Source organism: Brachyspira innocens ATCC 29796 (assembly GCF_000384655.1).
Lineage (GTDB): Bacteria > Spirochaetota > Brachyspiria > Brachyspirales > Brachyspiraceae > Brachyspira > Brachyspira innocens.
In genome coordinates, this window is record NZ_ARQI01000115.1 from 25,077 (window position 1) to 41,076 (window position 16,000).

Here is a 16,000-nt window from a genome sequence, read left to right on the forward strand (position 1 = left end):
TATAAATTTAATAAAAAATAAATAATAGGTTGATTTTGTATGGCTAAAAAGAATATTAAACTTTATGATAATGTAAGTGTTTTTTTCAGTTCTGATAATGAGATAAGATTTAGAAAGGGTATATGGAACTTTGAAGAGGCTTCTTTAACTTTAGATGATTTAAATGATAATATGAAAGAAGTTATAACATTTATTGCAAATGAACTTTTTGATGATAAACTTATATCTTTTGACGATATAGTAAAAAAATTTTCTTTAGATGAAAATGACAGCAATTTATTAAATGATATTATATCTTCTTTGATTGGAAACAGATTTTTAGAGTATGATGATAAAAAAAATAATATGCAAAATACTCTTTATGAGCTTATAGGCGAATATTTTTATGATATTCCAGATGAAAGCAAAATAGAAAAAAATAAAATAATGTTTATAACTGATAATGACAGATTAAAAGATTATGCCTTACTAGTATCTAAAGATATATATATAAATCTTGATATTATGAGTGCTGATGATATAAAAAAAATAGAAAAATCTAATCTTACAGATACAACAGATGCTATCGAAAATATAGAAATAAAAAAAGAATTATTAAAGTTATTTGATAATATATCATGCGTAGTTATAAGTGTAGAGAAACCAAGACTTAATTTGCTTAGAAATATTAATAGGCTTCTTCTCGATAAATCAGTACCAATAGTTATATCAATACTGGACGGACCATTTTTAAATATTACAACTATAAAGGGAAAAGAAACAGCTTGTTATGAATGCTTTGAAAATAGAGTTATAGCAAGAAATGAAAGTTTGTTAGTTTATAATAAATTTGTTAAGCAGACTATGAACTTTAAAATAAAAAATAAAAGAACTTATATAACACCTATTTTGCAAAGTTTTACTTCTATTGCTTTGTATGAAGCATTTTTATTTGCGGCTATAGGTAAATGCAAATTATCAGGACGTGTTATTAATGTTTATATACCTTCTATAGAGATTCAAGTTCAGGATTTGCTTAGAGTGCCTTTCTGTCCAGCTTGCGGTCATATAAGTAAGGCAAAATATAATGAAATGTATACTTCATCGAAAGAGGTTATAGAAAAGTTTGCAAGTAAGGTTATAGTGAAATGATAAAAGATAAATGATTAAATAAAAAACGGACAAAGTATATGCTTAATTATTACCCAAGTCATAAAAACATTTTAAATAAATATAATTCTATATGCGGACATCAGACTGGTATAATGGATTCTCTTATTATAATGCAGGCTAATTCTGTGATTGCTGAGAATATTAATACCTGTACAGCAATGCTTCCTAATTATCATAAAATATTATTGGGAGATAATGCTTTGGTAAATTATCATCTTTCAGGATATGGTATTTATAGAGATGAGGCTGTTATAAGATTATTAGGTGAAGGTATTGAGAGATATGCTTTATTTACTTCAAATTTATATTTTGAAGAAAAACTTAAATATCTTTCTTACAATCAATTAAAAGAAAAATATCCAGATAATGTTATACCTTTTGAATATGTTAAAATATATACAGATGATGATTTAAATAAATTAAATAGCATAGGCATTTTAGAAAATATTACAGAAGATGATGTACTTTCTTGGGTGCTTCTTCCATCTTTATTTGACAGTAAAAAAGAATATTATGTACCAGCACAGAATTTCTTTTTATCACATATGATAAGAAGAGATAAAAAAGAGAAAGTATTTATAGGCGGATTTTCAAAGGGAAGTGCCAGTCATAAAAATATTTATCTTGCTTTAAAATCGGCTATTAATGAGATAATAGAATGCGATGCATGCATGATAAAGTGGTATACAAAAAGCAAGGTTAAAGAAGTTATTATTGATGATGATATACTTAATGAATCTATTAACATGATTCTTAAAGATATTGATTATAAAATAAGGGTATTTGATTATACAGCTGATAATAATTTGGGCTATGTTTTTACTGTTATGCTTATAAATAAAAGTGAAAAAACTCCTTATATTGCAGTAGGTGCTTCTTCTGGGCTTAATCCTAGAAAGGTAATATACAGGGCTTTTATGGAGGCTTTGGCTATACTTACATTAAATATTAACGGAGCATTATCTATGCCTAGTGATTATTTGGAAACTGTATCAGAAAAAAATTATCTTAATCTTGACAGCAATGTTAATTATTGGGCTAATTTAGAAAATAAAGATAAAAAATTAAAATTCATTAATAGCAAAATTTCAGAAAAAATTGAATTAAAAAAATATAAAAATCTTGAAGTTAATACTCAAAAAGATCTGGAATATTTATTAAAAGGGCTTTGTAATATTTCAAAATATGCTGTTTATTTGGATATTACACCTTCTGAAATAGAAAATAAAGATCTTTGTGTTATGAGAGTTTATATACCAGAGCTTGTGCAGATGTCTATGCCTGCTTTTCCTTATAGTAATCACCCTAGGATAATTCAAAATGGAGGAATATCAAATAATGAATTCCCGCATCCATTACCTTAGTGCATTGCTTGTTCTTTTATCTGTTTCTTTTCCTGCTTCTTTGATTGGAATATTTATAAAGTTAAATTTTGATAAGATAAACAGAATGCTTCCTAATGCTTTGAGTTATTTATTATTTGTGATAATGGTATTTTTTACTGGATATATTGGAAGTATTAATTATAATGTTAATATATATTTTATTATTACAGCTTTTATATTTTCTTTTGTATGTATAGCATTAGAATTATTTGAAGGTATTATTATTCATTTTATTAAATACAGAGTTTGGATAAGAAATATAGAAGTTCATGAAATAGTAGAAAAAAAGAATATATTTATTGATATTATAATTATATTTATAGGTGCTTTATGCGAAGAGATAATTTTTAGGCAGGTATTTTTTAATATTTCTTATAATATATTTTCTGTTAATATTTTTACTCTTATTATACTTTCATCTTTTATATACGCACTTAATCATATATATTTTGGTGCTAATGCTGTATTTCAGAAGTTTATTGCAGGATTAATATATTCTTTATTATTTGTTTACTCTTCTTTTAATATAATAGTACCTGCTTTATGCCATTTTTTTCAAAACAGTATTTTATATGTATTATCTTTAAAAAAATTAAAGAAATATAATACATAAAAAGAGAGGATAAATTGATATTTTTAGAAATGGTGCCGTATATATTAGTATCTTTTATACTAGGTATTTTAATAAAATTTTTAGAGCATAACAATATAATAAATAATATATGCTTTAATTTGATGAATCATAGTAAATTAGAATATAATGATATGTATGTTTATGTAAGTACTTATATATATTGGATTTTTATGTTTGCTTTTGCTTTGCTTATAAGTATTTTGCAAAAACAAAATATTTTATTATATTTATATATAGATAGAAAATACATAATTTATATTTTTATTAATATTTTCGCTGTTATTTCTGCTTTTGAAATTATTATGGCAGTATTGAGTTTGATTAATAAAGATATAAGGGCTAATGTTATATTTAATAATATATTATCAGTACCTTCTGTAGATTTGCTTTACTCTTCAAGGATAAATCCTAAATGGATATTGATAATATTATCAAGTATAATAAAATGCTTATTTTTTAACGGAGTAATATATTTGGCTGTAAAGAGTAAATTATCAAATTTATTTTTTACTATTTTCATAGCAGGTATGTTATTTTCATTGGAAGAAATTTTCAGAGTAACAAGTATTAAACAGGCATTTATATTTACTATAGCCTGCTTAGCAGTTACTTTTGTTAATGGACTTGCATTTGAGTACAGCGGAAGTTTGATACCGCCCATATTTGCTAATATAGCTTTTACAATGTATTATTTCGGGCAGTTTGAAAATATGCGTAGGTACTCTTAAATCATTGGTATTAATTTCTTTATATGAATATTTTTATATAAGGAGTTTAATATAAAAAACATCAAAAGGAGTTGTTGATATGATTAAATATTCTTCAAAAGTACGCACAACATGTTCTCTAAAAAGCCAATCTGTTGTATTGACTCCTGGAGGATGTTGCTGCTCTTGTTGTTGTTCTTGTTGTGTTAATGTAACAACTACAACAAACAATTAATTTATTATAATAATTGTTATAATAAATTTTTATGCCTGCTGTATTGATAGTTTTATTATTAATGCAGCGGGTTTTATAATAATTGATAAAATTAAATTTGGTAGCTGCTTAATATGGAAAGTTTGATTAGTGCTAGAAATATAGAGAAGAAGTTTAATAAAAATACAATATTAAAAAAAATAGATTTTGATATAAATAAAGGAGAAGTTACAGCACTTGTAGGACCAAACGGTTCTGGAAAAACTACACTTATAAATATATTATTAGGTATATTAAAAGCAGACAAGGGCGAATTAAAAATAAATATAGATAATTATAAAAAGCATATAGGAGTACAGCTTCAGTCTACACCTTTTTTTGAAGGATATACTGTAAGAGATAATATATTAATGTTTTCAGCTCTTTATGATATAAAGATAACAGATGAAGATATAAATAATATGCTTAATAAATATTCTCTTAATGCCAAAACTTTAGCTATTAAACTTTCTGGAGGCGAGCAGAAAAAACTTGCCATAATGATAGCTACTATGCAAAACCCAGATTTACTTATATTTGATGAGCCTACAGCGAGTTTGGATCCAAGAGAAAGATATAATGTAAAAAATATGATAAAAGAGCTTGCTTACAATAATAAAACAATTCTTTTTACTTCTCATGATTTAGAGGAGGTGGAAGATATTGCTGATAGAATAGTATTTTTATATAAAGGAGAGATATTAGAAAGCGGAAGTAAAGATGAACTTTTAAGTAAATATAATTTTGACAGTTTAGAGAAACTTTATCTGCATATTACTAATTATTAATAGACTTGTTTCAAAACTAAATTAATAGATAATTATACTATTTGAATTTTTAGTATTTTTTATTTTATAAGTAGGGCTTTGCCCCACACCCCACTTCTTTTGGTGACCCAAAGAAGCAAAAAGACTGCATGTTTATATACTAAAAAACAAGTTATACAACATTTAAAACGTTATATTTATAGTTTTAAAATTAAATAATTTTTATAATTAATATTGTCAAGTACTTTTGAAACAACTCTAATATATTTTTTAAATTTATGCTAAATAATAATAAATAAAGAATAACTATGAAAACAATATTTAAACTTACAATGAAAAAAGCTATAAGAGATCCTTTTCTTATATTCTGGTCAATATTTTTTCCTTTGGTAATAGTTATATCACTAGGGCTTTTTTTTAATATGGAAAGCTACACTATTCATATACTCACGGCTATGACATGTGTAAGTGTGCTTGCCTATTCCTTTATGACTACAAGTTTTAATGTATTAAGTCAGAGAAGGAGAGGGGTTTATAACTTGCTTAAAGTAACACCGCTTCCTTTATACAAATATATTATAAGTTTATCATGTGCTTGGGTGATAATATCTATTATAAGCAGTTTATTTGTATTTTTTGTATGTGCTTTATTTTTTAAGATAGAGTTTGATTTTTTATCTGTTTTTTTATTTCTGCCTGTAATAATAATAGCTTCTTTGCTTTATATATTTATAAGTTTTTTTGTTTCCAGTCTTGTAAAAAATAATGAAACAGCCAGTATATTGTATAATATTATTTTAATGGCTTCTATGTTTTTAAGCGACGGGTATTATTCATTATATAATGCTCCTAATATAGTAAAGTTTTTAAGCAAATTAAATATTTTTCAGTATTTTTTGAATGCATTTAGGGGAGCTTTTTATTTTGATTTTCTTTCATACTTTATTGGTATAGCTGTACTGTTTGTATGCTTAATAATAGCTTTGATTTTAGCTGTTAATACTTTCAGGTATGCTGATAAATAGTTTAAAATGTAGTATTGACAAAAAATCATTTTCTTATTATTATGAATTTAATAATCTAATTTGGAGGAAGAAAATGTTAAAAAAATTATTAGTATTAACATTGTTCGTATCATTTTTGGCAGTAGGCTGTGACAAATTAAAAGAGGCAGCAGGCAATGTTACAGGCGGTATAACAGGAATAAGATAGTACATATGCAGGCACTTGGAATGCTGATACTGCTAGTAGTTCAACAGAATTAGGTGGATCTTATTTCACTGTTAAAGATGATGGTTCTATGAGTTTTTATGATAGAGAACTTAAAAAGACAATTGAATATAAATCTACTTGGATAATAAAAACAGGAAGTACATATACTGCTATATATAATGAGACAGATCCTAATGATGATACTGTAATATTGGGAAAATATACAGTTGTTATTACTTTTGAAGAAAAAACTGGCACTGATTCAACTACTACTACAACAGTAGCAAATGTAAGTTATAGAGTAGAAATAGAAGCAGATAAAAAAGATATCACATATAAAGGTGTATTTAATAAAGCTCAGTAATTATTTTCTTATATAAATAACTATAAGGGGGCATATGCCTCCTTTTTTGTATATTTTTATAATTAAATTCATATTATAAGTAATAAAAATATATATAATAAATTTGCAATAGATACAAATATATAATACAATATAAGATACAATATATTAATTGAGAGGAATGAAAAATATGTTTAAAGGCACTACCATATGTGCAGTATGCAGAAACGGAATTACAGCAATAGCAGGTGACGGTCAGGTTACATTGGGTGAAACAGTAATGAAGCCTAATGCTGTTAAATTAAGAAAATTATACGGCGGTAAAGTTATATCTGGTTTTGCAGGTTCTACTGCCGATGCATTTACATTATTTGAAAAATTTGAAAAAAGGCTTCAGGAGTTTTCCGGAGATCTTACAAGAGCAGCTGTTGAGCTTGCACGCGAATGGAGAACCGATAAAATGCTTAGAAATTTGCAGGCACTTATTATAGTGGCCAGCAAAGACAAAATGCTTTTACTTTCAGGCAACGGCGATGTTATAGAAAGTGAGAATAATATACTAGCCATTGGAAGCGGCGGACAGTATGCTAAGGCTGCTGCTATGGCTCTATGCGAAAATACAGACCTTTCAGCTAAAGAAATAGCTAAAAAGGCACTTGAAATAGCTTCTCAGATATGTATATACACTAACAGCAATATTTCTTTGGAGGTTATAGAATAAATTATGTCATTTGATGCGAAATTAGAAAGTGAGCTTACACCTAGAAAGATAGTTGAAGCACTAGATCAATATATAATAGGACAAACAGAGGCTAAGCGTTCAGTTGCTATAGCTTTGAGAAATAGATACAGAAGACGTCATCTTCCAGAAGATTTAAAAGATGAGGTGGCACCAAAAAATATTATCCTAATAGGACCTACTGGGGTAGGAAAGACAGAGATAGCTAGAAGGCTTGCGAAACTGGTTAATGCTCCTTTTATCAAAGTAGAGGCCACTAAATATACAGAAGTAGGTTATGTTGGACGCGATGTTGAGAGTATGGTTAGAGATTTGGTTAATGTTGCCATATTTGAGCTTAAAACTGCTATGATGAAAGAGGTTGAAAAAGAAGCTACCGATATAGCTTTGGATAAATTGGCAAAACTGCTTCTTCCTTCTGTAAAAAAAGAAGAAAATGAAAATGTATCTGAAGAAGAGATGGAAAAAAAGAAAAATGCCAAAGAACAGATAAAAAAACGTATAGCTAACGGCGATTTTGATGAAAGCTATGTTGAATTAAAGATAACAGGCGGTCAGAATAGAATGTTCGGCATAATTCCGGGTATGGGTTTTGAAGAAAGCGATATGATTCAGTCTATGGTTGGAAGTATTATGCCTCAAAATAAAAAGCATAAACGTTTGAGAGTAAAAGAGGCTAAAAAACATCTTATAAATGAGGCTTCAGAATCTCTTATAGATATGGAGAAAATAACTTCAGATGCTTTGAGTCTTACTGAAAATATGGGTATAATATTTTTAGATGAAATAGACAAAATAGCAAGCGGAAACAAAACAGACAGTGCTGATGTTGCCCGTCATGGCGTACAAAGAGATTTGCTTCCTATAGTAGAGGGTACTACTGTTAATACAAGATATGGCCCTATAAAAACAGATCATATATTATTTATAGCCGCTGGTGCTTTTCATGTTAATAAACCTTCTGATTTGATACCAGAACTTCAGGGAAGATTTCCTATAAGGGTGGAATTAAAGGCTTTATCTAAAGATGATTTTAAAGATATATTGGTTAATCCTAAAAATGCTATCACTAAACAGTATCAGGAGCTTTTAAAAACTGAAGGAGTAACTATAGAGTTTGAAGAAGATGCTTTGGAAGCTATAGCAGATATGGCATACAATATTAATACTAATGTAGAAAATATAGGTGCTAGAAGACTTTATACTATTATGGAAAAAGTTTTTGAGGAAATTTCTTTCAGTGCCGATGAACATAAAGGTGAATTTATAAAAATCAATGCCGATAATATAAAAGAAGCTATGAAAGACATTGAAGATAACAGAGATATAAGCAGATATATATTGTAATAGTATCTTACTGTACAGTATAGATTTTTTGGTTTTTTTTTATTAAAATAGATAATGTATAAGAAAAATTAATTGGAGTTTATGATGGATAATAATAATGAACAACAAGAAACTACCGTATTTATTAAGTGGGTGCCTTTGTATGAAACAAGACACAAATTAATAGATAGCCAGCACAAAGAATTGGTAAATATAGTTAATGAACTTTATTTAGCAACAGTTGATAACAGTGCAAACACTAATGAAGCTTTTATCAAAGCCATTAAGAAATGTATTGACTATACTCAGTACCATTTCAAAACAGAAGAAAAAATAATGGACCTTATTAATTATTCGGATGCAGAAAATCATAAAGCTATGCATAAGAGTTTCTATTTGGAAATAGTTGACCAAATTAGAAAATATGAAGAAGGTCAGCCTTTTGTAGCTAACAAATTTATTAAATTCCTAAAAGATTGGCTTTTAGAGCATATAGGTTTTCAGGATAAAAAATTTGTTAATGAAATTAAGGAAGCCTTAAAGAAAAAAGAAGGTCATAATTAATATTTAAGTACTCTGTTATATATGATAAATGTTCTAAGTTTATATGTTGTTATTTTTTAATATAGAGAGTTGTGTAAAAAATAGGAAATTTTATAAGTGTCGAAAGGTAATTCATACACGGTTGGTGTAATTATATTAAGTATTATTAGTGCTATACTTCTATCTTTAGCTTTTCCGCCATTAAATTTTTTTCCTATTTCTTTTATTGCACTTGTTCCGCTTAATATTATAATTTATAAATCAGATAAACTTAGATATTATGTAATATCAGCATCTATATTTGTGCTTGTGTTTTTTGGTTATCTGCTTATGTGGGTAACTGCTTTTATGCTGAAAGAAACTGAGGCTATAGTTTCTTTTTTAACATTATTTACTATACTATTTTTAATAATATTTTTATTTTATTTTCCAGCGATGCTTTTAAGCGGTTTTTTATCAAAAAAGCTGCCTGAATTTAGGTTTATTACTGTACCGCTTGTATTCACATTTATGGAATATATGAGAAATGTAGGATATCTTGGATTTCCTTGGGGGATTATAGGATATTCGCAGTGGAATTTCTCACTATTTTTGCAGTCTGCTGATATATTTGGCGTGCTTGGTATTAGCTTTTTTGTGTATTTCTGCAACTCTGTTATAGCTCATTATTTGCTTTTCTTTGCAGAGCGAAATATTTCAAAAAAGTATCAGTACAAAAAACCATATATACCAGCCATTATATTTATATCATCATTTATATTAATTCTTATTTATGGTGCTGTGAAAATTAATATTGAGGAATCAAAAAGAACTCTTCAGCCTAAAACTAGAATTGCTCTTATACAAAAATCTTTTGACCCTAATGTATATTGGAATAATATATATACGGGAGAGCCTTACCGTAAAAACTCTAAAGGAATACAGGGTTTTGCTGAGAAATTTCTTCTAAAGCCAGAAAAATTCCAAAGCGAAGAAAAGCCTGACGGAGTAACTCAAAATGGTACAGTTTCAGTAAGAAGAATAGCAAAATTGGCTAGAGATGCCTCGCTTTCTAAACCTTCATTAATAGTATATCCGGAATCCGTTACTCTTGATTCTTACGGATATTATATAAATGAATATAAAGAAATTTTTGATTACGGACTTGTTTCTAATTCTATTTATCCGGGTATTTATAATACATATATACTTTATGATATGATTAGATATACTCAAACTTATCACCTTTTAGGTACAACTATCATAAAAGAAGATACCAATGAAAATGCCTATAATCCGTATAAATACTATAATGGCATGGAGTTTATCAATGACAGAGGTAATGTTATAGGTGAGTATTCTAAGATAAAACTTGTACCAGGCGGAGAATCATATCCGTTTCAGGATAATGAGTTTCTTCTAAATACTTTTCCTTTCAAAAATATTATAAGCTTTATGTATGCCCAATTTGATAAAGCTGGTGCCAACAGATGGGACAGAGGAAGAAGTATTACAGTGTTCAATCACCCTAATGGATATACTTTCACTGGTGTTATATGTTTTGAAAGCGCTTTCGGTGATTTTGTTAGAAAGTTCGTATATAATGGTGCTCAGACTTTGGCTGTTATTACTGAAGATGCTTGGTCTTATAGCGATGAATCTCTTCTTCAGCATTTTTATATGTCTGTTTTTAGGGCTGTAGAAAACAGAAGAGATATCGTTCATAATGGTAATTCTGGGGTTACTGGTCATATTTCAAGCACTGGTAAAATTATATCAACACTTCCTTTTTGGAAACCCGATTATATGGTTGCTAATGTGGCATTAAACAGTGACATAACTATATATACAAGATTCGGAGAGTGGTTTGTATTTCTTTGTTTTATTGGTATTTTAGTTCTTTTGTTTTTTGCTACTGCTAAAAGTTTAATCGAGTTAAAAGAAATAATTAAAAAACGTTTCTTTCTAAAGCAGTCTGCAGAAAATGATGCAGTATTTGCTGTAATTCCTTCTGCTAAAAAAGTAGATGAGTATATTAATGATGAAGCAAGTGACGATATTCCTAGTTTGGACGATATAGAGGAAGCTGTAGTTAAGAAAAAAGAGAAAACTCAGGAAGTAAAAACTAATACTCCAATAATAGATAAAAACTCTGAAATTAATAATATAAAAAATAATACTGAAGTTATACAAGAATCAAAAGAAAACAGTAATAAAAAAACTAATATGAACACTGAAAATAAAAAAATAGATTTGTTTTCTGATAAATATACAGATTATACAAAGGAAATGACTGATATAATAGAGAATTCAAAATCATACAGCATATTTGATGATAATAAATATACATCTGATATTTCTTCTGTTTTAAGTACAATTATAGAGGAGAATGAAGAAACTTCAGCAAGAGATAAAACTATAAAAAATAATAATATGAAGAATAATATAAAAAAAGACAATAAGCAGCATTAAAGGATATATATGTTGGGAGCCATTAGAGTACTTATAGCGGAAGATTCTAAGATTATTTCTGGAATGTTAAATAATATTCTAGCAAATCATTATAGAATTAATGTTGTAAGTTTGGTAAATAATGGCATAGATGCCTACAAATCTATAGTATCTATAAAACCTGATTTTGTTGTTATGGAAATAGATTTGCCTTTAATGGGAGGCATAGAGCTTTTAAAACTTTTGAAAAAAGAAAATATACAAGTTAATATATTAGTGATGACATCTTTGACTAAGAATAAGGATTTATCATCTAGGGCTTTGGAGCTTGGGGATTTGGACATTATTTATAAGCCGCGTAATGTATCTATTGATTTTTTAAAAGAAAATGTCTTAAATAAAATAATTGAAATATCAAAAAATAACAGAGAAAACAGTTTGGAGTTTGTCCCTGAATCTAGTATAGATTATAGCTTTAATTTTTTGAATAATAGTAATAAAAAAGTTATTGATGAAAGCGAAAAAACAGAAATAGATAAATTTGATGACAATGTAAGAATAATACCGTTTAATCAAAAGCAGGTTGCTACAGCTATAACTAAGGTTTTGAAGTTTAAATTTAATACCCCAAAATTAGTTGCTATAGGTATATCAACAGGCGGACCAAGAGCTTTAAGAATAATGCTTCCTAGTATACCTGCTGATTTTCCTCTTCCTATACTCATATCGCAGCATATACCGAAAGAGTTTTCTTCTTCTCTTATTTCAAGTCTTCAGGATATATGTTCCATAAAAATAAAAGAGGCAAGTCTCGATGAGGAGTTAATGCCTTCTGTTGTTTATATTTCACCGGGCGATAAAAATATGGGTATATATATGGATTCTGCTGGAAGGCTTAAAATTAAATTTTATCCAGACACTGATAAAAAGTTTATTTATACTCCTTGTGTGGATTATTTGTTTAACACTATTGATGATGTTTTAACTGACAAGGCTATAGCTATAGTTATGACTGGTATGGGTAATGACGGCACTGAAGGTATGATTAAACTTCATAATCATAATAATCTTACTATTGCTCAAGATAGAGCTAGTTCTACAGTTTATGGAATGCCTAGAAGCGTTATAGAAAATAAGGCTGTTCATTTGGTATTATCGCTTTATGATATTGCTGAGTTTTTAATACAATATATGAGGTTAAAAATTAGATGAAAAATATTATATTTATTCTCGTAATGATTTTATTTTTAGTTTCATGCCAAAAAGAATATAAAGCAGACAGTGAGTATAGCGTTTATGAGTATGAAACATATATATCCAAATTAATATCAAATAAAGATACGCTTGAGTTTACTTCTAATTTTGTTCTTAATTTAGATGATAATATAGCTAATACTCTTAAAGAAATGTCTTTAATATATGAACTTACTCCTGTTAATATTATAGAATCTATAAAAAATAGAGGTGCTTTATATCAGAGAATATTTTCAAATAATGATGATGCTTTATGCAATTATCTTCCTAAATACGGAGGATATTATGATGTAAGTATTACATATAAAAAATATAAAGATGTTATATTGGCTCAGATTGAATATCCTTCTTTTAATAAAATATCTGAAAACTCTATTGAGTTTGTAGCTATTTATTTAAATGATAAATGGAGTTTACTTACTATTAATTTTTTGAATATTTAAGGACTTATTTTAATGAAGAAATTATTTATTGTATTAATCATTTTTGTTTTATCTTTACTTGCTGTTTCTTGTCTTGAAGATTTGGACACAGGCAAGAAAAAAGATTTATTTATATTTTTTGATAATATGAAAGCTCAGATACTTGATGATAATATAAACTGGATAGAAAAAAACTCTAATATAGATAATGTAGAAAGCATAAAAAATATTCTTACAGACAATAAAGATTCTATAAAAAATTTGCTCTCATCTTCAAACGGAGAATATTCTGTAACTATAAATTATACAATAGGTGACAATACCAGTGCCTACAGAGGATATTATATAATAAGAAATAGTGAGTTTTCTCCGACATATTATTATATAAGACTGATAAACGAAGCTAATAAATGGAAAATAGAATCTATAGACAGACTTCCATTAAGGTAATATATATTATACTTGTTTCAAAACTACTTGATAACATTAAATATGAAATTATTTAATTTTTAAAATTAGAAATATAGTGTTTTACATGTTGTATAAATTGTTATTAGTATATAAATATGCAGTCTTTTTGCTTCTTTGGGTCACCAAAAGAAGTGGGGTTTGGGGCAAAGCCCCATATATTAAAAACAAAATATAACTTCATTTTTGACAAACTATATTTTTAGGTATATACTAAAAATTTTTAAGTTTGTCAATTTTTTATTCAACTTTTTCCCGCCGCACACCACAGGCGGACTTCGTCAAAGTTGCAAAAAGTGCAAATTTGTATAATATTAAGACTTGTCAATTTACAATGAGAATTTTTAAGAGTTTTTTATGGAACAACCTGAAGAATATAATGCAGAAAGAGAATTGCTTGACTGGTTATGTTATGACTTAAATAAACAAAGAGAAAATATAGCAAAAGAATTTGGAATTAAACCAGAAGAAGTTGAAGATATATATTTAACTATAAATATAGGCGATAACAATAATAATTATAAAATAAATTTCTATTTTGATTTTATAAATTTATTAAGAGTATTATTTCCAAATAAAGTATCTCATAAATATATATTTAATTTAAGAGTTAGATTTATCAATATTAATTTTTATAAAGAATTTGGTATACAGGGTATTGATTTTAAAAAGAATAATGTTTTATTCCTTAATTATTCATTTTATAAAAATATTATATTCATTAATAATTTTTTTTATGGATTGTACTTTCAAAATATTTATATTTATGAGAGTATTAATATTGTATTTTGTAAAGCATTAGACTTAAGTTTTAGTAATATTAAATTTGATAATAATAATTCTTCACTAAATATAATTGGTAATTATTGTTTTATTGATACTGTAATAATGGTAAAGTCTTTATATATTGGTAGATATGTACATGGTGGTAAAATCAATTTAAAGAATTTATCAGTAGAAAAAATTAATTTTGAAAATATTTTTATACATGATTGTATAATCAATCCTGTTAATTTCAAAGTGCATAAATTCTCTAACCGTGAAAGTGCTTTATTTCTAAAACAGCAGGCTTATGCAGCAAACAATGCTATTGACGCTTTGCAGTATAAGGCTAAAGAAATAGAACTGCATAAAGAAGAATTAAGAAAAAAGGAAAATAAAACTTATAAGGATTGGGCAGACATACTTTCCATTGAGTTAAGTTCACTCTACAGCGACAATGGTCAGAATTGGGTTAGGGCTTTATTTATGACTATATTAATAACCGCTTTTTGTTTTACTGTTTTTTATATTCCTGATTTGGCTCAGTCTAATATAATGCTTTTATATTATAAAAAATTATTTCCAGAGTTAATAAAATATTTTATACCTACCGACTACAGCCTTTTAATAAAATATGCTGAGTCTCAATTAAATTTATGTTTAAAAATATTTGGCTGTTTAGTTTATTTTTTAGGTAAAGTTTTATTTTGGTACGGCTCGGTGCAGACTGTTCAAGCATTTAGAAAATTTTCAAAAGGGGCATAATCTATAAGTTGACAAAAAATATTTAATGTGTATAATTATGTGTATAAAAAGAGGTGTTCAAATGATGCGTATTTATTTTTTTATTAAAGAGGAGAATATAGTTGAAAGCATCAGAAATTATAATACTTCTAAAAAAAGACGGCTGGTTTCAAGTTGCTCAAAAAGGAAGCCATAAACAATTTAAACATAATACTAAAAAGGGAAGAGTTACAGTTCCTTATCATAGTAATATTGACTTATCAATAGCTGTGATAAAAAGTATAGAGAAACAAGCTAATATAAAAATTTTAAATAAATAGTTTGTTTTACAGTATAATATATTTATTATGAAAAAAAAATTAGAGACATTTGTAGCAAATATTTATAAAACAAAATCTGGATATAATTCTACATTTTATGATTTTGACGGCTGTGTTAGTGCTGGTAAAACTTTAGAAGAAATAGTTAACAATTCTAAAATAGCACTTCAAATGCATATTGATGGTATGATAGAGGACGGAGAAAAAATTCCAAAGGCATCTAGCTTAGAAAAAATAATTAAAGAAACTGAAGATGAACCTATAACTAGAATGTTAATAGAAGTAAAAGTTTCAAGAGAAAAGAAAAAAAGAATAGATATTACACTAGATGAAAGTTTAATAAAAACTATAGATAATTTATCATCAAATAGAAGCGAATTTATAACATTAGCAGCTAAAAATTATATATCAAATTATTACAAGTAAATATGATATCGTATCATAATACCGCTCTGTTCAAGCGTTTAGGAAATTTTCAAAAGGGGCTTAAATTAATAATAATTTCTGTTATAATAAAAATATACAATTTTGAGGTTTAT

Annotated in this window: 18 protein-coding genes; all 18 read left to right on the forward strand. The window is 27.0% G+C overall.

Annotated elements, in window-relative coordinates; genetic code table 11:
- The first annotated feature begins 39 nt into the window (after positions 1–39).
- The 18 genes from F811_RS0108835 (at position 40) to F811_RS0108920 (ending at position 15,887) form a co-directional block, all read left to right on the forward strand.
- Positions 40–1,131 carry a streptolysin associated protein SagC gene (locus tag F811_RS0108835; RefSeq protein ID WP_020004890.1) on the forward strand — a complete coding sequence of 364 codons (1,092 nt, stop codon included), beginning with the start codon at positions 40–42 and terminating at the stop codon, positions 1,129–1,131.
- A gap of 38 nt (positions 1,132–1,169) precedes the next feature.
- Positions 1,170–2,516 carry a YcaO-like family protein gene (locus tag F811_RS0108840; RefSeq protein WP_020004891.1) on the forward strand — a complete coding sequence of 449 codons (1,347 nt, stop codon included), beginning with the start codon at positions 1,170–1,172 and terminating at the stop codon, positions 2,514–2,516.
- Positions 2,491–3,150 (forward strand): CPBP family intramembrane glutamic endopeptidase, encoded by a 660-nt coding sequence (locus tag F811_RS0108845; protein WP_026364398.1) that lies wholly within the window; start codon positions 2,491–2,493, stop codon positions 3,148–3,150. The genes F811_RS0108840 and F811_RS0108845 overlap by 26 nt, the downstream gene beginning before the upstream one ends.
- 14 nt (positions 3,151–3,164) lie before the next feature.
- The gene (locus F811_RS0108850; RefSeq protein ID WP_020004893.1) at positions 3,165–3,899 is read left to right on the forward strand and encodes a hypothetical protein; all 735 of its coding nucleotides are present in this window, start codon (positions 3,165–3,167) and stop codon (positions 3,897–3,899) included.
- Positions 3,900–3,978: 79 nt separating this feature from the next.
- Complete coding sequence (locus F811_RS17190; protein ID WP_104618768.1) at positions 3,979–4,113, forward strand: streptolysin S family TOMM toxin; 135 nt, start codon at positions 3,979–3,981, stop codon at positions 4,111–4,113.
- A gap of 113 nt (positions 4,114–4,226) precedes the next feature.
- Positions 4,227–4,919: an ABC transporter ATP-binding protein gene (locus F811_RS0108855; RefSeq protein ID WP_020004894.1), complete on the forward strand. Its 693-nt coding sequence runs from the start codon at positions 4,227–4,229 to the stop codon at positions 4,917–4,919.
- 287 nt (positions 4,920–5,206) lie between these two features.
- On the forward strand, positions 5,207–5,923 hold the full coding sequence (locus F811_RS0108860; RefSeq protein WP_020004895.1) for an ABC transporter permease: 717 nt from the start codon (positions 5,207–5,209) through the stop codon (positions 5,921–5,923).
- Positions 5,924–6,198: 275 nt separating this feature from the next.
- A complete protein-coding gene (locus F811_RS0108870) occupies positions 6,199–6,474 on the forward strand; it encodes a hypothetical protein (RefSeq protein WP_020004897.1) in 276 nt (91 codons plus the stop codon).
- Between the two features lie 169 nt (positions 6,475–6,643).
- Complete coding sequence (gene hslV, locus F811_RS0108875) at positions 6,644–7,174, forward strand: ATP-dependent protease subunit HslV (RefSeq protein ID WP_013113511.1); 531 nt, start codon at positions 6,644–6,646, stop codon at positions 7,172–7,174.
- Positions 7,175–7,177: 3 nt separating this feature from the next.
- On the forward strand, positions 7,178–8,539 hold the full coding sequence (gene hslU, locus F811_RS0108880) for an ATP-dependent protease ATPase subunit HslU (RefSeq protein ID WP_020004898.1): 1,362 nt from the start codon (positions 7,178–7,180) through the stop codon (positions 8,537–8,539).
- Between the two features lie 84 nt (positions 8,540–8,623).
- Entirely contained in the window at positions 8,624–9,082 is a 459-nt protein-coding gene (locus tag F811_RS0108885; protein WP_020004899.1) for a bacteriohemerythrin, read from the forward strand.
- Positions 9,083–9,178: 96 nt separating this feature from the next.
- Positions 9,179–11,512 carry an apolipoprotein N-acyltransferase gene (lnt, locus tag F811_RS0108890; protein ID WP_020004900.1) on the forward strand — a complete coding sequence of 778 codons (2,334 nt, stop codon included), beginning with the start codon at positions 9,179–9,181 and terminating at the stop codon, positions 11,510–11,512.
- A 9-nt stretch (positions 11,513–11,521) separates the two neighbouring features.
- Complete coding sequence (gene cheB, locus F811_RS0108895) at positions 11,522–12,703, forward strand: chemotaxis-specific protein-glutamate methyltransferase CheB (RefSeq protein ID WP_020004901.1); 1,182 nt, start codon at positions 11,522–11,524, stop codon at positions 12,701–12,703.
- Positions 12,700–13,188: a hypothetical protein gene (locus F811_RS0108900; RefSeq protein WP_020004902.1), complete on the forward strand. Its 489-nt coding sequence runs from the start codon at positions 12,700–12,702 to the stop codon at positions 13,186–13,188. Before cheB ends, F811_RS0108900 begins: the two co-directional genes overlap by 4 nt.
- A 12-nt stretch (positions 13,189–13,200) precedes the next feature.
- The gene (locus F811_RS0108905) at positions 13,201–13,617 is read left to right on the forward strand and encodes a hypothetical protein (protein ID WP_020004903.1); all 417 of its coding nucleotides are present in this window, start codon (positions 13,201–13,203) and stop codon (positions 13,615–13,617) included.
- Positions 13,618–13,992: 375 nt separating this feature from the next.
- Positions 13,993–15,162, forward strand: coding sequence for a hypothetical protein (locus F811_RS15690; RefSeq protein ID WP_020004904.1), 1,170 nt, complete (start codon positions 13,993–13,995; stop codon positions 15,160–15,162).
- 101 nt (positions 15,163–15,263) lie between these two features.
- Entirely contained in the window at positions 15,264–15,461 is a 198-nt protein-coding gene (locus F811_RS0108915) for a type II toxin-antitoxin system HicA family toxin (RefSeq protein ID WP_020004905.1), read from the forward strand.
- Positions 15,462–15,488: 27 nt separating this feature from the next.
- Complete coding sequence (locus F811_RS0108920) at positions 15,489–15,887, forward strand: type II toxin-antitoxin system HicB family antitoxin (RefSeq protein ID WP_020004906.1); 399 nt, start codon at positions 15,489–15,491, stop codon at positions 15,885–15,887.
- Positions 15,888–16,000 lie beyond the last annotated feature (113 nt).